This is a genomic window from Stutzerimonas sp. 21-1, from assembly GCF_056336065.1.
On record NZ_CM150500.1, the window covers coordinates 3,662,857 to 3,680,564 of the forward strand.

The following is a 17,708-nucleotide window of genomic DNA, read 5'->3' on the forward strand; positions in this document are numbered from 1 at the left end:
GACCCCGAAACAGGACGACTCGAAGGGCAAATGTGACGAGAACCAACCGGTCAGCCGGTCAGCCGCCACCGGGCGGAATCGTCGCTGGTAGAGTCGGCGACGCCTTCCCGATCACTGGAGAAATCATGCGCCCACTGTTCAATGCCCTGTTGCTGGCCCTGCCCATCTCGCTCTCACCACTGGCCTTCGCTGCCGAGTCGCCAGCCGGCCGCTGGCAGACCATCGACGACGAAACTGGTAAGCCCAAGTCCATCGTCGAGATTCAGCAGGCCGCCGACGGCTCGCTGACCGGCAAGGTGGTGGAGATCCTGCATTCGGAACATGGGCCGAACCCGCTGTGCGACGAGTGCGAAGGCGAGCGCAAGGACCAGCCCATCATCGGCATGACCATCCTCTGGGACCTGAAACCGGACGGTGAACAGGTCTGGAGCAACGGCAACATCCTCGACCCGGCCAATGGCAAGACCTACCGCTCCAAGGCCAAACTGCTGGATGGCGGCGACAAGCTGGAAGTGCGCGGCTACATCGGCATCGAGGCGCTGGGGCGCAGCCAGACGTGGGTTCGCCGGTAAAAGCCGGTTCACGGCCAACGAGCCATTCCACAGACAGCAAAAAGGCGCCCTTGGGCGCCTTTTTGCTGTGGTCAGCTACCTGACGATCAGACCTTGCTGCGCTCGAAGCGCTTGCGGTCGTTCTCGTTGAGGTACTTCTTGCGCAGGCGGATCGACTTCGGCGTCACTTCCACCAGCTCGTCGTCGGCGATGAATTCCAGCGCCTGCTCGAGGGTGAACTTGATCGGCGGCACCAGGGCGATGACTTCGTCCTTGCCGGAAGCGCGCATGTTGTCGAGCTTCTTGCCCTTGGTGGGGTTGAGCACCAGGTCGTTGTCACGGCTGTTGATGCCGCACAGCTGGCCTTCGTAAATCTCGTCGCCCGGCGCCAGGAACAGCTTGCCGCGCGCCTGCAGGGTTTCCAGCGAGTAGGTCAGCGCGGTACCGGTGGCCATCGAGACCAGCACGCCGTTCTGACGGTTGGTCACTTCGCCGGCCTTGATCGGGCCGTAGTGGCTGAAGGTCGAGGTCAGGATGCCGGTGCCCGAGGTCAGGGTCAGGAAGTTGTTGCGGAAGCCGATCAGGCCGCGCGCCGGGATGGTGTATTCCAGGCGCACGCGGCCCTTGCCGTCGGGGATCATGTTGGTCAGATCGCCCTTGCGCAGGCCCATCTGCTCCATTACCGGCCCCTGGTGCTGCTCCTCAATGTCGATGGTGACGTTCTCGTACGGTTCCTGCTTCTCGCCGGCCTCGTTCTCGATGATCACCACTTCCGGGCGGCCGACGGCCAGCTCGAAGCCTTCACGGCGCATGGTTTCGATCAGCACCGACAGGTGCAGCTCGCCACGACCGGAGACCTTGAACTTCTCCGGGCTGTCGCCCGGCTCGACGCGCAGGGCGACGTTGTGCAGCAGCTCCTTCTCCAGACGATCCTTGATATTGCGGCTGGTGACGAACTTGCCTTCCTTGCCAGCGAACGGCGAGTCGTTGACCTGGAAGGTCATGGACACGGTCGGCTGGTCGACGGTTAGCGGCGGCAGCGCCTCGACGGCGTTCTGGTCGCACAGGGTGTCGGAGATGTACAGCTCGTCCATGCCGGATACGCAGACGATGTCGCCGGCTTCGGCTTCGGCGACTTCGACGCGCTGCAGACCGGAGTGACCCATGATCTTCAGGATGCGGCCGTTGCGACGCTTGCCGTCGGCGCCGATGGCGGTCACCGGGCTGTTGGCCTTGATGGTGCCGCGGGCGATGCGGCCGATGCCGATCACGCCGAGGAAGCTGTTGTAGTCCAGCTGCGAGATCTGCATCTGGAACGGACCGTCGAGGTCGACCTTGGGTGCCGGAACGTGGTCGATGATGGCCTGGAACAGCGGGTCCATGTTGTCTTCCAGATTCTCGTGGTCCAGACCGGCGATGCCGTTCAGGGCGCTGGCGTAGACGATCGGGAAGTCGAGCTGCTCGTCGGTGGCGCCGAGGTTGTCGAACAGGTCGAAGATCTGGTCGACAACCCAGTCCGGACGCGCGCCCGGACGGTCGATCTTGTTGACCACGACGATCGGACGCAGGCCGGCCTTGAACGCCTTCTGGGTCACGAAGCGGGTCTGCGGCATGGGGCCGTCTTGGGCATCGACCACCAGCAGCACGGAGTCGACCATGCTCATCACGCGCTCGACTTCACCGCCGAAGTCGGCGTGGCCGGGGGTGTCGACGATGTTGATGTTGTAGCCATTCCACTTCAGCGCGGTGTTCTTGGCCAGGATGGTGATGCCGCGTTCCTTTTCCTGGTCGTTGGAGTCCATCACGCGCTCGTTTTCGGCTTCCTTGCGGTCCAGGGTGCCGGACAGGCGCAGCAGCTTGTCGACGAGGGTGGTTTTGCCGTGGTCGACGTGGGCGATGATGGCGATGTTGCGGAGATTCTCGATCACTGATTCGTTTCTCTGTAGAGAGCTTCGAGCTGAGGCTGGAAGCTTGAAGTAGTCCGGACGAAGGCTGGCTGTCCGAGGTTGTAACGGCACTGCATTGCGATCAGTGCAGGTCGGGAGGGCGGTGGCGGATACTGCCGCCCAGCAGTCCCGGCTGCTTCACCGAGGCGTCAGGCCGGACGATAGACGCGAACATTCACATGCCCCTCGCTCAGCAGATGGTGAGCATGCAGGCGGCTCATGACACCTTTGTCGCAATACAGCAGGTACTGGCGGTTTTCATCCAGTTCCTTGAAACGATTATTCAGCGCATAGAACGGCAGCGTCTGTACTTCGATGCCCGCCAGTTCGAGCGGTTCGTCCTCGGCGGCATCCGGGTGACGAATGTCGAGGATGACCTGCCCGGCCATCGCCTCGCGGACTTCCTCGACCTTGATGTCCTCGCCCAGCTCGTCGATCACCCGGTCGATCGGCACCTGGCGCGCGCTGGCCAGGGCGCGCTCGAGGATAGCCATGTCGAACTGCTTCTCTTCGTGCTCGACGCGGTAGCGCTTGGCCTTAGTGGTCGGGTTCTTGGAGATCACGCCGCAGTACTCGGGCATGTTCTTGGCGAACTCGGCGGTGCCGATCTCGAAGGCGGTGTCGATGATGTCCTGCTTGTGGCTGGCGACCAGCGGACGCAGCACCAGCATGTCGGTGGCCGAGTCGATCACCGAGAGGTTCGGCAGGGTCTGGCTGGACACCTGGGAGATCGCCTCGCCGGTGACCAGCGCGTCGATGTGCAGGCGCTCGGCGATCTGCGTCGAGGCGCGCAGCATCATGCGCTTCAACACCACGCCCATCTGGCTGTTGTCGACCTTCTCGAGAATCTCGCCGACCACTTCCTCGAACGGCACGCTGATGAACAGCACGCGGTGCGAGCTGCCGTACTTCTTCCATAGATAGTGCGCGACTTCCATCACGCCCAGCTCATGGGCGCGGCCGCCGAGGTTGAAGAAGCAGAAATGCGTCATCAGCCCGCGGCGCATCATCTGGTAGGCGGCGACAGTGGAATCGAAACCGCCGGACATCAGCACCAGGGTCTGCTCCAGCGCGCCCAGCGGGTAGCCGCCGATGCCGTCGTGCTGCTCGTGTACGACGAACAGGCGCTGATCGCGGATTTCCATGCGCACTTCGACTTCCGGCGCCTTCAGCGAGATACCGGCGGCGCCGCACTGCTGGCGCAGCTGGCTGCCGACATGGCGCTCGACGTCCATGGAGCTGAACGGGTGCTTGCCGGCGCGCTTGCAACGCACCGCAAAGATCTTGCCCGGCAGGCGCTCGGCGTAATGCGCCTTGCATTTCTCGACGATGTCGTCGAGATCACCCAGCGGGTATTCGTGCACTTCCAGGCAATGGGCGATGCCCGGCGTGCAGCGCAGGCGCTCGATCATCTCGCGCAGCAGCTTCGGCTCGGTCAGCGCGGTTTCCACCTCGATGTTGTCCCACACCCCCTCGACCCGCAGCTCGGGGTCAAGCTCGCGCAGCACGGTGCGGATGTTCTTCGCCAGCTGGCGAATGAAGCCCTTGCGCACCGGCGGGCTCTTGATGGTGATTTCGGGGAAAACCTTGACGATCAGCTTCATGGGGAAACAGCGCGTGCGCCGACATGGCGGAAAAAGAGGGGCGCGGAGTATAGCGGAAACTGCTCAACATTTAGTCGGTTTTCTGCGCGATACGTTATTGCACCAAAATGGTGCAATGCCTATTGTGCGCGCACCATCCAGGCGCGCCCGCCCGGAGAATTGTCTGCGGTCGCCGAAGCCGAACTGCGCCGCCGCGCCATTTGGCTGCTGCAGGTCCATTTCGGAGCACTGGCATGCAATTTGCTCACTTGTGAGGCAGGTCGCCTTGGCGGAACATCGCCGCCGGCTCCGCCCTCGATTCGGAAGCGAACAGGCCGCTTCCACCATTTGGAGAACACCATGTCGAAGTCGCTTCAACTGATCAAAGATTACGATGTGAAGTGGATTGATCTGCGCTTCACCGACCCGAAGGGTCGCCAGCATCACATCACCATGCCGGCTCGCGACGCCGATGACGACTTCTTCGAAGTCGGCAAGATGTTCGACGGCTCCTCCATCGATGGCTGGAAGGGCATCGAGGCCTCCGACATGATCCTGCTGCCGGACGACAGCAGCGCCGTGCTGGACCCGTTCACCGAAGAGCCGACCCTGATCCTGGTCTGCGACGTGATCGAGCCGTCCACCATGCAGGGCTACGAGCGCGATCCGCGCGCCATCGCCCGCCGCGCTGAGGAATACCTGAAGTCCACCGGCATCGGCGACACCGTGTTCGTCGGCCCGGAGCCGGAGTTCTTCATCTTCGACGCGGTGAAGTTCAAGTCCGACATGTCCGGCTCGATGTTCAAGATCTTCTGCGAGCAGGCGTCCTGGAACAGCGACACCGACATGAATGGCGGCCAGGGCAACAACGGCCACCGCATCAGCGTCAAGGGCGGCTACCTGCCGACTCCGCCGGCCGATCCGGATCACGAAATCCGTACCGCCATGTGCAACGCCCTGGAAGAAATGGGCCAGGTCGTCGAAGTGCACCACCACGAAGTGGCCGCCGGCCAGAACGAAATCGGCGTGAAGTTCAACACGCTGGTCGCCAAGGCCGATGAAGTGCAGACCCTCAAGTACGTCGTGCACAACGTCGCCGAAGCCTATGGCAAGACCGCTACCTTCATGCCGAAGCCGCTGTACGGCGACAACGGTTCGGGCATGCACGTGCACATGTCGATCGCCAAAGACGGCAAGAACACCTTCGCTGGCGAGGGCTATGCCGGCCTGTCCGACACCGCGCTGTACTTCATCGGCGGCATCATCAAGCACGGCAAGGCGCTGAACGCCCTGACCAACCCGTCGACCAACTCGTACAAGCGTCTGGTTCCGGGCTTCGAAGCGCCGGTCATGCTGGCCTACTCGGCACGCAACCGCTCCGCGTCGATCCGCATCCCGTACGTGGCCAGCGCCCGCGGCCGCCGCATCGAGGCACGCTTCCCGGACCCGGCTGCCAACCCGTACCTGGCCTTCGCCGCGCTGCTGATGGCCGGTCTGGACGGTATCCAGAACAAGGTTCACCCAGGCGATGCCGCGGACAAGAACCTGTACGACCTGCCGCCGGAAGAGTCCAAGCTGATCCCGCAGGTGTGCGGCAGCCTGAAGGAGGCACTGGAGGCGCTGGAAGCCGACCACGACTTCCTGCTCAAGGGCGGCGTGTTCACCAAGGACTTCCTCGATGCCTTCATCGAGCTGAAGGCCGCCGAGGAGATCAAGGTGCGCACCTTCGTGCACCCGCTGGAATACGACCTGTACTACAGCGTCTAAGCAGCACCGCCTGTACGCAGAGGCCGCCTTCGGGCGGCCTCTGTCGTTTGCGCTGCCGTCACCGCGCGCAGCTTGTGCCGGCTCGCAAATCCGCATGCCCGGGCTTGCCTGGCGTCGCCCGCGGTGCAAGGCTCTCGCTGTCCTTCACGCGGAGCTTCCCATGCGCCACGCACTGTTCGGCCTGCTGCTGATCCTCAGCGCCCCGGCGATCGCCGAGATCTATACCTACACCGACGCCCAGGGCAACACTGTCTACACCAACCAGCCACCGGAAGGCGTCGCTGCCGAGCGTGTCGAGCTGCCGCCGCCCAACACCGTCGACATCCAGACCCCATCCGTACCGGCGCCCCTGCCGACGGACGCCGAAGCCGGACAACCGTACCGCTCGCTCGCGCTCAGCGGCATCCCGGACGAAGCCGCGCTGCGCGCCAACAATGGCACGTTCGTAGTGAGTGCCGAGCTGGACCCGCCGCTACGACGCGGCCACCAGCTGCGCTTCGTCCTCGACGGCATTCCCCAGGCCGCCGCCAGCCAGGCCACCTCGCTGCAACTGAACAACATCGAGCGCGGCGAACATCGCCTGCAGGTCGAGGTGCTCAGCAATGGCCGGGTGATCCAGCGCAGCGAGCCGGCAGTATTCACCGTGCAACGCGTGCACACCTCCAGCCCCGCCCTGCGCCACCGGGCAGCGCCATGATCCGCAGCGGCCACTGGCTGACCGCGCTGCTGCTGGCGCTGGCGGCGCCGGCGAACGCGGGGATCTACAGCTACATCGACGCGGACGGCAATCGGGTGTTCACTGACCGCCCAGGCGGTCAGGCCGCCGAGCAGATCGAACTCAAGCCCACCAACGACATGCCGGCCCTGCCGCCCGCGGCGCCCGCTGCGCCTGTGCCGGCCGCAACGGCGGCCATCCGCTACCAGTTGCAGATTGTCAGCCCAGCCGAGGACGAGACCATCCGCAGCAACGCCGGCGATCTGCTGGTCAGTGCCAGCGGCAACCCGGCGCCGCAGGCCGGCCACGGCTACCAGCTGCTGCTCGACGGCGAGGCGCTCAGCGCCGCCGGCCCCGATACCCACTTCGAGCTGCACAACGTCGACCGCGGCACTCATCGACTGCAGCTGCGCGTGATCGACGCCGAAGGCCGCGAGCTGGCGCGCAGCCCGGCGCGCACCTTTCACCTGATTCGCACCTCGCTGGCCCAGCGGCGCATGGTCAATCCGTGCCGCAAGAACGACTACGGCGTACGCCCCGAATGCCCGCTCAAGGACAAGCCGGCGGAAAAACGCGACATTCCCTTCATTCCTTTCCTATGATCATCATGTGCACCCTTTTGGTGCACATGAGTGGCGAATAACACCCCCGCTCACCCTTTTGGTTCACGCAGGCCGGGCGCCAGATGCCGCCAGCACGCCGATGCGCGCCGTTTTGGCGCGTCTGGTTTGCTTCTTGCATTTGACGGCCTACCCAAAGGATGCAGACCCGCCATGCTGACCGAAGCCCTGCAACGCCTGCTGATCGAGAACCTGACCACCGCGACGCTGCTGCTCGACGCGCGGTTGCGCCTGGAGTACATGAACCCGGCGGCGGAGATGCTGCTCGCCGTCAGCGGCCAGCGCAGCCACGGCCAGTTCATCAGCGAGCTGTTCACCGAGTCGCCCGAAGCGCTGGCCGCCCTGCGCCAGGCGGTCGCCGAGGCACACCCGTTCACCAAGCGCGAGGCCACGCTGACCTCGGCCACCGGCCAGACGCTGACCGTCGACTACGCGGTGACGCCGATTCCCGGCAGCGGCGAAACCATGCTGCTGCTCGAAGTGCTGCCGCGCGACCGGCTGCTGCGCATCACCAAGGAGGAGGCGCAGCTGTCCAAGCAGGAAACCACGCGGATGCTGGTGCGCGGCCTGGCCCACGAAATCAAGAATCCGCTCGGCGGCATCCGCGGCGCCGCGCAACTGCTGGCCCGCGAACTGCCCGACGAACACCTGCAGGACTACACCGAGGTGATCATCGAGGAAGCCGACCGTCTGCGTAACCTGGTCGACCGTATGCTCGGCTCGAACCGCCTGCCGCGGCTGGAGATGACCAACATCCACGAGGTGCTGGAACACGTCGCCAGCCTGATCGAGGCCGAATGCCAGGGCAGCCTGGTGCTGGTTCGCGACTACGACCCGAGCATCCCCGAGATCCTCATGGACCGCGAGCAGATGATCCAGGCCGTGCTCAACATCATGCGCAATGCCATGCAGGCGCTGGCCGGACAGACAGAACTGGGCCTGGGCCGCCTGACCCTGCGCAGCCGCACGGTGCGCCAGTTCACCATCGGCCACATCCGCCACCGGCTGGTGGCACGCATCGAGATCATCGACAACGGCCCCGGCATCCCGGCCGAACTGCAGAACACCCTGTTCTACCCGATGGTCAGCGGCCGCCCGGACGGCACCGGGCTGGGCCTGGCAATCACCCAGAACATCATCAGTCAGCACCAGGGCCTGATCGAGTGCGAGAGCCATCCCGGGCATACCGCCTTCTCGATCTTCCTGCCGCTCGAACAAGGAGCCCCCTGCCCATGAACCGAAGCGAAACCGTCTGGATCGTCGACGACGACCGCTCCATCCGCTGGGTCCTGGAGAAAGCGCTGCAGCAGGAAGGTATCGCCACGCAGAGCTTCGAAACCGCCGACAGCGTGCTCGGCCGCCTGACGCAGCAGCAACCGGACGTGATCATTTCCGACATCCGCATGCCCGGCACCAGCGGCCTCGATCTGCTGGCGCAGATCCGCGAGCGGCACCCGCGCTTGCCGGTGATCATCATGACCGCGCACTCGGACCTCGACAGCGCGGTGGCCTCCTATCAGGGCGGCGCGTTCGAGTACCTGCCCAAGCCGTTTGACGTTGACGATGCGGTCTCGCTGGTCAAGCGCGCCAACCAGCATGCCCAGGAGCAACAGGGCCTGCAGGCGCCGGCCAGCCAGGCCCACACGCCGGAGATCATCGGCGAGGCGCCGGCGATGCAGGAGGTGTTCCGCGCCATCGGCCGTCTCTCGCACTCCAACATCACCGTGCTGATCAACGGCGAGTCCGGCACCGGCAAGGAACTGGTCGCCCACGCGCTGCACCGTCACAGCCCGCGTGCGGCCTCGCCGTTCATCGCGCTGAACATGGCGGCGATCCCCAAGGACCTGATGGAGTCCGAGCTGTTCGGCCATGAGAAGGGCGCGTTCACTGGCGCCGCCAATCAGCGGCGCGGACGCTTCGAGCAGGCCGACGGCGGCACGCTGTTCCTCGACGAGATCGGCGACATGCCCGCCGACACCCAGACGCGCCTGCTGCGCGTGCTGGCCGACGGCGAGTTCTACCGCGTCGGCGGGCACACGCCCGTGCGCGTGGATGTGCGCATCATCGCCGCCACCCACCAGGACCTCGAAGCGCTGGTACAGGCCGGCAAGTTCCGCGAAGACCTGTTCCATCGCCTCAACGTCATCCGCATCCACATCCCGCGACTGGCCGACCGCCGCGAGGACATTCCTGCGCTGGCGCAGCATTTTCTCGCCGCCGCCGCCGAGGAGCTGGCCGTCGAGACCAAGCTGCTCAAGAGCGAAACCGCGACCTTCCTGCAGCAGCTGCCGTGGCCTGGCAACGTACGCCAGTTGGAGAACACCTGCCGCTGGATCACCGTGATGGCGTCCGGGCGCGAGGTGCACATCGGCGATCTGCCGCCGGAGCTGCTCAGCCTGCCGGCCGATGCCCAACCGGCGCACAACTGGGAACAGGCGCTGCGCAGCTGGGCCGACCAGGCGCTGACGCTCGGCCAGTCGAACCTGCTGGAGACCACCGTACCGGCGTTCGAGCGGATCATGATCGAGACCGCGCTCAAGCACACCGCCGGCCGCCGCCGCGACGCCGCGCTGCTGCTGGGCTGGGGACGCAACACCCTGACTCGCAAGATCAAGGAGCTGGGCATGGGCGATGGCCGGGATGAAGAGGAGGAGGAATAAGCTGGGGAATCGCAGGGTGGATGTCGCTTTTTAAATCCAGCGCGACTCCGCTCGACGGATCATCCGCCGGCTCGATGCGCAGGCGTAACTCAAGTCACTCTCATGGATGCTCGTCCGCCGGCGCCAGCCGCAACTCCAGCAGCCAGTCAGCCTCCTCTTGTCGCTCGCTCGGCTGCACTTGCAGCGGCCTGAGCGCGACCAGATTCAGCAGCAGGTCCTGCCCGACGGCCTGGATGCGCCAGCGCACGCGCTGCCCGTCCACTTGCAACTGCCCGTCACGCTCGCCGCCACGCGCCTGCAAGAGCAGCGCATATGCACCCTCGACCGCTTGTGCGCGGTACTGTGCCGGTGCGCTGAAACGCAGCAGCAGGCCTTCGCCCACGCTCTCGACGGCGAGCAGCCGCGCCGGCTCGGGCGTCGTCAGCCGACCGATCATCATTCCCACCAGCAGGCCGATCAGCACCAGCGAGGCGAAAAAACGCCGACGCAGGCGCGGCCGCGGGTCCGGCGCAGTAGAATCGCCGCCGTCGTCCAATCTGGTGCTGCGCATGTTTCACGTGATCCTTTTCCAGCCGGAGATTCCACCGAACACCGGCAACATTATCAGGCTCTGCGCCAATGCCGGGTGCAGCCTGCACCTGATCGAGCCGCTGGGCTATGAACTGGACGACAAGCGCCTGCGCCGCGCCGGCCTGGATTACCACGAATACGCGCCGCTGCGTCGGCATGCCAGCCTCGACGCCTGCCTCGCCGAACTGGGCATCGCGCCGCCCGGGCAGAGCGGCACTGAAGACGCCCCGCGGCTGTTCGCCTTCACCACCAAGGGCTCGCAGCCGTTTCATCAGGTCGCATTCCGCCGTGGCGACGCCTTCCTCTTCGGCCCGGAGAGCCGTGGCCTGCCCGACACGCTGCGCGACGCCTTCCCCGCCGAGCGCCGCCTGCGCCTGCCGATGCGCCCGGACAGCCGCAGCCTGAACCTCTCCAACACGGTCGCCATCGCCGTCTACGAGGCCTGGCGCCAGCTCGGTTTCGTTATGGACTGAGGCGGGCGCTGCGCTAACCGATGGTCGAACGGCGTTGAAAAGCCTGCGGCGGTGCCCCATATCACCCTGCATTCGGGCATTCATCGCCCCGCAGCGTGGAGATTTCCCTTGACCACCATCGTTTCAGTGCGCCGCAACGGCAAAGTCGTCATGGGCGGCGACGGCCAGGTTTCCCTCGGCAATACCGTGATGAAAGGCAACGCCAAGAAGGTCCGCCGCCTCTATCACGGCCAGGTGCTGGCCGGTTTCGCCGGCGCCACCGCTGACGCCTTCACCCTCTTCGAACGCTTCGAAGGTCAGCTGGAGAAACACCAGGGCCATCTGGTGCGCGCCGCCGTTGAGCTGGCCAAGGACTGGCGCACCGACCGCTCGCTGAGCCGTCTGGAAGCCATGCTCGCGGTGGCCAACAAGGATGCCTCGCTGATCATCACCGGCAACGGCGACGTGGTCGAACCCGAACACGGGCTGATCGCCATGGGTTCCGGCGGCGGCTTCGCCCAGGCCGCCGCCATGGCCCTGCTGCAGAAGGCCGGCGACGACATGAGCGCCCGCGAGATCGCCGAGACCGCGCTGAACATCGCCGGCAGCATCTGCGTGTTCACCAACCAGAATCTGACCCTCGAAGAGCTGGACTCGGCCATCTGAGCCGTCCCGCTGGAGTAATCGCATGTCCATGACGCCCCGCGAGATCGTCCACGAACTCAACCGCCACATCATCGGCCAGGACGACGCCAAGCGCGCCGTGGCCATCGCGCTGCGCAACCGCTGGCGGCGCATGCAGCTGCCGGCCGAGCTGCGCCAGGAAGTCACGCCGAAGAACATCCTGATGATCGGCCCGACCGGCGTCGGCAAGACCGAGATCGCCCGTCGCCTGGCCAAGCTGGCCAATGCGCCATTCCTGAAAGTGGAAGCGACCAAGTTCACCGAGGTCGGCTACGTGGGCCGCGACGTCGAATCGATCATCCGCGACCTGGCCGACGCCGCGCTGAAAATGCTGCGCGAGCAGGAAGTGCACAAGATGCGCCACCGCGCCGAAGACGCTGCCGAGGAACGCATCCTCGACGCGCTGCTGCCGCCAGCGCGACCGGTAGGCTTTTCCGAAGAGCCGGTGCAGAGCGGCGATTCCAACACCCGCCAGCTGTTCCGCAAGCGCCTGCGCGAAGGCCAGCTGGATGACAAGGAAATCGACATCGAGGTCGCCGAAAGCCCGGCCGGCGTGGAAATCATGGCCCCGCCCGGCATGGAGGAGATGACCAGCCAGCTGCAGAACCTCTTCGCCAACATGGGCAAGGGCAAGAAGAAGAGCCGCAAGCTGAAGATCAAGGAAGCCTTCAAGCTGATCCGTGACGAGGAAGCCGCGCGCCTGGTCAACGAAGAAGACCTCAAGGCCCGTGCCCTGGAAGCGGTGGAGCAGAACGGCATCGTCTTCATCGACGAGATCGACAAGGTCGCAAAGCGCGGCAACACCGGCGGCGCCGACGTTTCCCGCGAGGGTGTGCAGCGCGACCTGCTGCCGCTGATCGAAGGCAGCACGGTCAACACCAAGCTCGGCATGGTCAAGACCGACCACATCCTGTTCATCGCCTCGGGCGCCTTCCACCTGTCCAAGCCCAGCGACCTGGTGCCCGAACTGCAGGGCCGCCTGCCGATCCGCGTCGAGCTCAAGGCGCTGTCGCCGGAAGACTTCGAGCGCATCCTCACCGAGCCGCACGCCTCGCTCACCGAGCAGTATCGCGAGCTGCTGAAGACCGAGGGCCTGCACGTGGAATTTCTCGACGACGGCATCAAGCGCATCGCCGAGATCGCCTGGCAGGTCAACGAGAAGACCGAGAACATCGGCGCGCGCCGCCTGCACACACTGCTCGAACGCCTGCTGGAGGAAGTCTCCTTCAGCGCAGGCGACCTCGCGGCCAAGCAGGACGGCGAGGCGATCCGCATCGATGCCGCCTACGTCAACCAGCACCTCGGCGAACTGGCGCAGGACGAAGATCTGTCGCGCTACATCCTTTAACTGCAGCCACGAGCCGCCCCGCGACGAGCCGCAGACAGGTACTGCCTTGGCTGGTCGCTCGCGGCTTGTCGCTTGGAGCTGACCCATGCGTATCCCCACCGCCATCAAGCTGCACAAGGCCTCGAAGACCCTCGAACTGGAGTACGGCGCCGACGAGCGCTACGTGTTGAGCGCGGAATTCCTGCGCGTGCATTCGCCTTCTGCCGAGGTGCAGGGCCATGGTAATCCGGTGCTGCAGACCGGCAAGCTCAATGTCGGTCTGGACAAGCTGGAACCGGCCGGCCAGTACGCACTGAAGCTGACCTTCAGCGACGGCCACGACAGCGGGCTGTTCACCTGGGATTACCTGGAGCGCTTGGCGCTCGACCAACAAGCGCTGTGGAACGACTACCTGCAGGCGCTGGAGAAGGCCGGCAAGTCGCGCGACCCAGACGAATCGGTGGTCAAGCTGATGCTGTAACAGCCGCTGCGACTGCCCGCTGGATCAGATGCCATCGGGTGGCTGCTTCAGCCTCGCGGGGCGGAGATGGAAAGCTGCATCTACCCAACGCCCGGAAGCTTCACCGACTCAGGCCAGCGCCTTGTCCAGCGCCCGCTCGATCTGCCCCTGGATGCTTGCACCCATCGCCGACAGCAGCAAGCCCAGGTTGAGCTGCACCTTCACCCGGTCCTCGCCGACCTCGATCTGCCCATCGGCGCCACTGCGCCGCACCGCCAGCACGTCGCCCTGCCAGCGGTAACTGACGCCGTACTCGCTGGCCAGCCGACTGGCCAGCTGCTCGGCCTTGGCGCGAGCGGCTTCGCGACCGAGACTGTGGGAACGCTCGACGATGATTCTGGACATGCCGACTCCTGACTGCAGGCCGATGAACGGCCGGCACTATACAGCAGCCACTGCACCGACGGACGGCGGCACTCGCACCGGACCCGACCGTAATCAAGTTTTCCTGTATTAGCGCGTCGGCGCGGCTTCGCACCTGAAGCGAGGTACAGTCTTTTGGGTTTAGAATGCGCGGCACATTCTTCCGGTGACAGTGACATGACCGATCCACGCAAAGCGCATGACGCGGAACCGACCACCCATTTCGGCTACAAGAGCGTGCCGGAAAGCCAGAAGGCACAGAAGGTGGCCGAGGTATTCCATTCCGTAGCCGCTAAGTACGACCTGATGAACGACCTCATGTCCGGTGGTATTCACCGGCTGTGGAAGCGCTTCACCATCGAGCTGTCCGGCGCCCGCCCGGGCAATCGCATCCTCGACATCGCCGGCGGCACCGGTGATCTGACCCGCCAGTTCTCGCGCATCGTCGGCCCCACCGGGGAAGTGGTGCTGGCCGACATCAACGCCTCGATGCTCAAGGTCGGCCGCGACAAGCTGCTGGACAAGGGCGTGGCCGGCAACGTCAAGTTCGTGCAGGCCGACGCCGAGAAGCTGCCCTTCCCGGATAACCACTTCGACGTGGTCACCATTGCCTTCGGCCTGCGCAACGTCACCCACAAGGAAGACGCCATCGCCTCCATGCTGCGCGTGCTCAAGCCGGGCGGCCGCCTGCTGGTGCTGGAATTCTCCAAGCCGACCAACCAGCTGTTCTCCAAGGCTTACGACGCCTATTCGTTCAGCCTGCTGCCGATGATGGGCAAGCTGATCACCAATGACGCCGAGAGCTACCGCTACCTCGCCGAGTCGATCCGCATGCATCCCGACCAGGAAACCCTCAAGGGCATGATGCAGACCGCCGGCTTCGAGCGCGTGACCTACCACAACATGACCGGCGGTATCGTCGCACTGCACCGGGGCATCAAGCCCTGATGCTGCGCACAGCCCTGCTGGCCAGCGCCGAGCGCGGCCTCAACGGCATCCTGCGCCTGGATCCGGCTGCACTGCCGCGGCTGGCCCGGCTCAGCGGCCGCATCATCGAGATCGAGTGCACGGCGCCCGCCTGGCGTCTGTTCGTCCTCGCCGATGAAGAGGGTCTGCGCCTCGCCTCGAGTTGGGCCAGCGACGCCGATTGCCGCCTGCGCGCTCCGGCGAGCAGCCTGCTCCGGCTCGCCGTCAGTCGCAACAAGACGGCCGTGCTGCACGGCCCGGACGTCGAGATCGACGGCGACAGCGGCGTGCTGATGAATCTCGCCGAGGTGCTGCAGGACCTCGAGCTGGATTGGGAATACGAACTCTCGCGCTGGCTCGGCCCGGTCGCCAGCCAGCTGCTCGGCTCCAGCATGCGCGCGCCGTTGCGCTGGGCGCGCGACAGCGCCGACTCGCTGCGCCTGGACCTGGCCGACTACCTCAACGAGGAAAGTCGCACACTGGTCGGCCAGGCCGAAGCCGAAGCGCGCTTCGCCGAGCTGGATGCACTTAAACTGGCCCTCGACCGACTCGAGGCACGCGTCGAACGCCTCGCTCTCCACCTGAAACCAGATCAAGCCGAATGAAGCTGTTCGCTGCCACTGCCCGCCTGTTCCGCATCCTGCTGGTGGTGATCCGCTACCGCCTGGATGACATTCTGCTCGACCTGCCGATGCCCTGGTGGCTGCGTACCACCAGCTACCTGCTGCCCTGGCGCTGGATTCCGCGCCGCCAGAGCACGCTTTCGCGCGGCGCGCGCCTGCGCCTGGCGCTGGAAGGGCTGGGGCCGATCTTCATCAAGTTCGGCCAGCTGCTGTCCACCCGTCGCGACCTGCTGCCGGCCGATATCGCCGACGAGCTGGCCATGCTGCAGGACCGCGTGCCGCCGTTCGATTCCGCACATGCCACCGAGCTGATCGAGCAGCAGCTCGGCGCGCCGGTCGGCGAACTGTTCGCCCGCTTCGACAGCACTCCGCTGGCCTCCGCCTCGGTGGCCCAGGTGCATGCCGCGCGGCTGCACAGCGGCGAGGAGGTCATCGTCAAGGTGGTGCGCCCGAACCTGCGTCCGGTGATCGGTCAGGACCTGGCCTGGCTGTTCCTCCTGGCCAAGACCGCCGAGCGCGCCTCGATCGACGCCCGCCGGCTGCATCTGGTCGAGGTGGTCGAGGATTACGCCAAGACCATCTACGACGAACTCGACCTGCTGCGCGAGGCGGCCAACGCCAGTCAGCTGCGGCGCAACTTCGAGGGCTCGCCGCTGCTCTACGTGCCGCAGGTGCATTGGGACTATTGCCGCCCGCAGGTGCTGGTGATGGAGCGCATCTACGGCGTGCCGGTGACCGACATGGCGGCGCTCGCGCGGCAGAACACCGACATGCGCCAGCTCGCCGAGCGCGGCGTGGAAATCTTCTTCACCCAGGTGTTCCGCGACAGTTTCTTCCACGCCGACATGCATCCTGGCAACATCTTCGTCAGCACCCACCAGCCGTGGAGCCCGCAGTACATCGCGGTGGACTTCGGCATCGTCGGCAGCCTGACGCCCGAGGACCAGGACTATCTCGCGCGCAACCTGATGGCCTTCTTCAAGCGCGACTACCGCAAGGTGGCGCAGCTGCACATTGACTCGGGCTGGGTGCCGGCGGAAACCAAGGTCAACGAATTCGAGGCTGCGATCCGCACGGTGTGCGAGCCGATCTTCGAGAAGCCGCTCAAGGACATCTCCTTCGGTCAGCTGCTGGTGCGCCTGTTCCAGGTTGCCCGGCGCTTTAACATGGAAGTACAGCCGCAGCTGGTGCTGCTGCAGAAAACCCTGCTGAACATCGAGGGCCTGGGCCGCGAGCTGTATCCGCAGCTCGACCTCTGGACCACCGGCCAGCCCTATCTGGAACGCTGGATGCGCGAGCGCATGAGCCCGCGCCAGCTGCTGAAGAACGTGCATGCGCAGATCGAGCAGGTTCCGCACCTGGCACACATGACGCGCGAGCTGCTCGAACGCATGGCCCATCCGCACGCCGACAATCCGCCGCCGCCCTGGCGCGAGCGCAACCGCGGCTGGCCGCTGCGGCTGATCGGCGCGCTGCTGCTGGGTAGTGGCGCCACGCTCGCCGCCGGCGCCGAGCACCTCGTCGGGCCGCAAACCTGGCCGGCCTGGGTGATGCTGGTCGCCGGCACGTACATCGTCGTGCGCCGATAGCCAGGCTCGATGGGGGCTGGCACACTTGGCGCACTCAGCGGAGATATCGATGAACTGGCTGGACGAGATCAACTGGAATAGCGACGGGCTGGTCCCGGCGATCGCCCAGGACCATAAGACCGGCCGCGTGCTGATGATGGCCTGGATGAATCGCGAGGCGCTGACGCTGACCGCCCGCGAGCAGCGTGCCATCTACTGGTCACGCTCGCGCGGCAAGCTCTGGCGCAAGGGCGAGGAGTCCGGCCATGTGCAGAAGCTGCACGAGCTGCGCCTGGACTGCGATGCCGATGTGATCATCCTGCTGGTCGAGCAGATCGGTGGCATCGCCTGCCATACCGGCCGCGAAAGCTGCTTCTACCGGGTATTCGAGAACGACGCCTGGAAGGTCGTCGAGCCGGTCCTGAAAGACCCGCACGCCATCTATGCGGAGCACAAGCATGAGTGACACCCTCACCCGCCTGGCCGAAGTGCTGGAAGCCCGCAAGGGTGCCGCACCGGACAGTTCCTATGTAGCCAGCCTGTACCACAAGGGCCTGAACAAGATTCTCGAAAAGGTCGGCGAGGAATCGGTGGAAACCATCCTCGCCGCCAAGGACGCCGCCACCAGCGGCGACTGCAGCGACCTCATCTACGAAACCGCCGACCTGTGGTTCCACAGCCTGGTCATGCTCGCCGCCCTCGGCCAGCATCCCCAGGCGGTGCTGGACGAACTGGACCGGCGCTTCGGTCTCTCCGGACACGCGGAAAAAGCCGCGCGTCCGCAAACCTGATC

19 protein-coding genes are annotated in these 17,708 nt (G+C 65.4%); 15 read left to right on the plus strand and 4 right to left on the minus strand.

Annotated elements, in window-relative coordinates; translation table 11 throughout:
* Positions 1-125: 125 nt before the first annotated feature.
* Positions 126-572, plus strand: coding sequence for a DUF2147 domain-containing protein (locus AC0ZJQ_RS17545; RefSeq protein WP_008567095.1), 447 nt, complete (start codon positions 126-128; stop codon positions 570-572).
* Positions 573-658: 86 nt separating this feature from the next.
* On the opposite strand, the gene typA is transcribed toward AC0ZJQ_RS17545, so the two are convergent.
* The gene (gene typA / locus AC0ZJQ_RS17550) at positions 659-2,479 is read right to left on the minus strand and encodes a translational GTPase TypA (protein WP_165593803.1); all 1,821 of its coding nucleotides are present in this window, start codon (positions 2,477-2,479) and stop codon (positions 659-661) included.
* 167 nt (positions 2,480-2,646) lie between these two features.
* The gene (gene thiI / locus AC0ZJQ_RS17555; RefSeq protein ID WP_008567093.1) at positions 2,647-4,101 is read right to left on the minus strand and encodes a tRNA uracil 4-sulfurtransferase ThiI; all 1,455 of its coding nucleotides are present in this window, start codon (positions 4,099-4,101) and stop codon (positions 2,647-2,649) included.
* A 339-nt stretch (positions 4,102-4,440) separates the two neighbouring features.
* Between thiI and glnA the strand changes: the two genes are divergently transcribed.
* From glnA to ntrC, 5 genes are all read left to right on the plus strand, one after another.
* Positions 4,441-5,847 (plus strand): type I glutamate--ammonia ligase, encoded by a 1,407-nt coding sequence (glnA, locus tag AC0ZJQ_RS17560; RefSeq protein WP_008567092.1) that lies wholly within the window; start codon positions 4,441-4,443, stop codon positions 5,845-5,847.
* 160 nt (positions 5,848-6,007) lie between these two features.
* Positions 6,008-6,544: a DUF4124 domain-containing protein gene (locus tag AC0ZJQ_RS17565; protein ID WP_008567091.1), complete on the plus strand. Its 537-nt coding sequence runs from the start codon at positions 6,008-6,010 to the stop codon at positions 6,542-6,544.
* Entirely contained in the window at positions 6,541-7,164 is a 624-nt protein-coding gene (locus AC0ZJQ_RS17570; RefSeq protein ID WP_155550840.1) for a DUF4124 domain-containing protein, read from the plus strand. The genes AC0ZJQ_RS17565 and AC0ZJQ_RS17570 overlap by 4 nt, the downstream gene beginning before the upstream one ends.
* A 171-nt stretch (positions 7,165-7,335) precedes the next feature.
* A complete protein-coding gene (glnL, locus tag AC0ZJQ_RS17575; RefSeq protein WP_008567089.1) occupies positions 7,336-8,418 on the plus strand; it encodes a nitrogen regulation protein NR(II) in 1,083 nt (360 codons plus the stop codon).
* Entirely contained in the window at positions 8,415-9,842 is a 1,428-nt protein-coding gene (gene ntrC, locus AC0ZJQ_RS17580; RefSeq protein WP_167134256.1) for a nitrogen regulation protein NR(I), read from the plus strand. The genes glnL and ntrC overlap by 4 nt, the downstream gene beginning before the upstream one ends.
* Positions 9,843-9,942: 100 nt before the next feature.
* Here the strand turns inward: ntrC and AC0ZJQ_RS17585 are convergent, their stop codons facing one another.
* A complete protein-coding gene (locus AC0ZJQ_RS17585) occupies positions 9,943-10,392 on the minus strand; it encodes a hypothetical protein (protein WP_167134254.1) in 450 nt (149 codons plus the stop codon).
* Here AC0ZJQ_RS17585 and AC0ZJQ_RS17590 point away from each other — a divergent pair.
* The 4 genes from AC0ZJQ_RS17590 to AC0ZJQ_RS17605 all read left to right on the plus strand — a co-directional run bounded on the left by AC0ZJQ_RS17590 (position 10,391) and on the right by AC0ZJQ_RS17605 (position 13,356).
* Positions 10,391-10,885, plus strand: a complete 495-nt coding sequence (locus AC0ZJQ_RS17590) for a tRNA (cytidine(34)-2'-O)-methyltransferase (protein WP_476477021.1) — start codon at positions 10,391-10,393, stop codon at positions 10,883-10,885. The genes AC0ZJQ_RS17585 and AC0ZJQ_RS17590 overlap by 2 nt on opposite strands.
* 108 nt (positions 10,886-10,993) lie before the next feature.
* A complete protein-coding gene (hslV, locus tag AC0ZJQ_RS17595) occupies positions 10,994-11,530 on the plus strand; it encodes an ATP-dependent protease subunit HslV (RefSeq protein WP_008567084.1) in 537 nt (178 codons plus the stop codon).
* A gap of 22 nt (positions 11,531-11,552) precedes the next feature.
* A complete protein-coding gene (hslU, locus tag AC0ZJQ_RS17600; protein ID WP_138300578.1) occupies positions 11,553-12,896 on the plus strand; it encodes an ATP-dependent protease ATPase subunit HslU in 1,344 nt (447 codons plus the stop codon).
* 85 nt (positions 12,897-12,981) lie between these two features.
* The gene (locus AC0ZJQ_RS17605; protein ID WP_043295387.1) at positions 12,982-13,356 is read left to right on the plus strand and encodes a gamma-butyrobetaine hydroxylase family protein; all 375 of its coding nucleotides are present in this window, start codon (positions 12,982-12,984) and stop codon (positions 13,354-13,356) included.
* A 108-nt stretch (positions 13,357-13,464) separates the two neighbouring features.
* On the opposite strand, the gene AC0ZJQ_RS17610 is transcribed toward AC0ZJQ_RS17605, so the two are convergent.
* Positions 13,465-13,740: a polyhydroxyalkanoic acid system family protein gene (locus AC0ZJQ_RS17610; protein ID WP_043295385.1), complete on the minus strand. Its 276-nt coding sequence runs from the start codon at positions 13,738-13,740 to the stop codon at positions 13,465-13,467.
* 195 nt (positions 13,741-13,935) lie between these two features.
* Here AC0ZJQ_RS17610 and ubiE point away from each other — a divergent pair, with 195 nt between their 5' ends.
* From ubiE to AC0ZJQ_RS17635, 5 genes are read left to right on the plus strand one after another with little or no spacing between them, the layout of a single operon-like run.
* Positions 13,936-14,706 (plus strand): bifunctional demethylmenaquinone methyltransferase/2-methoxy-6-polyprenyl-1,4-benzoquinol methylase UbiE, encoded by a 771-nt coding sequence (ubiE, locus tag AC0ZJQ_RS17615; protein ID WP_043295383.1) that lies wholly within the window; start codon positions 13,936-13,938, stop codon positions 14,704-14,706.
* The gene (locus tag AC0ZJQ_RS17620) at positions 14,706-15,329 is read left to right on the plus strand and encodes a ubiquinone biosynthesis accessory factor UbiJ (RefSeq protein ID WP_476477022.1); all 624 of its coding nucleotides are present in this window, start codon (positions 14,706-14,708) and stop codon (positions 15,327-15,329) included. The genes ubiE and AC0ZJQ_RS17620 overlap by 1 nt, the downstream gene beginning before the upstream one ends.
* The gene (gene ubiB / locus AC0ZJQ_RS17625) at positions 15,326-16,936 is read left to right on the plus strand and encodes a ubiquinone biosynthesis regulatory protein kinase UbiB (protein WP_476477023.1); all 1,611 of its coding nucleotides are present in this window, start codon (positions 15,326-15,328) and stop codon (positions 16,934-16,936) included. Before AC0ZJQ_RS17620 ends, ubiB begins: the two co-directional genes overlap by 4 nt.
* A gap of 49 nt (positions 16,937-16,985) precedes the next feature.
* Positions 16,986-17,381 carry a phosphoribosyl-AMP cyclohydrolase gene (gene hisI, locus AC0ZJQ_RS17630; protein WP_008569471.1) on the plus strand — a complete coding sequence of 132 codons (396 nt, stop codon included), beginning with the start codon at positions 16,986-16,988 and terminating at the stop codon, positions 17,379-17,381.
* Positions 17,374-17,706: a phosphoribosyl-ATP diphosphatase gene (locus tag AC0ZJQ_RS17635; protein WP_008569470.1), complete on the plus strand. Its 333-nt coding sequence runs from the start codon at positions 17,374-17,376 to the stop codon at positions 17,704-17,706. Before hisI ends, AC0ZJQ_RS17635 begins: the two co-directional genes overlap by 8 nt.
* The last annotated feature ends 2 nt before the right edge of the window (positions 17,707-17,708 follow it).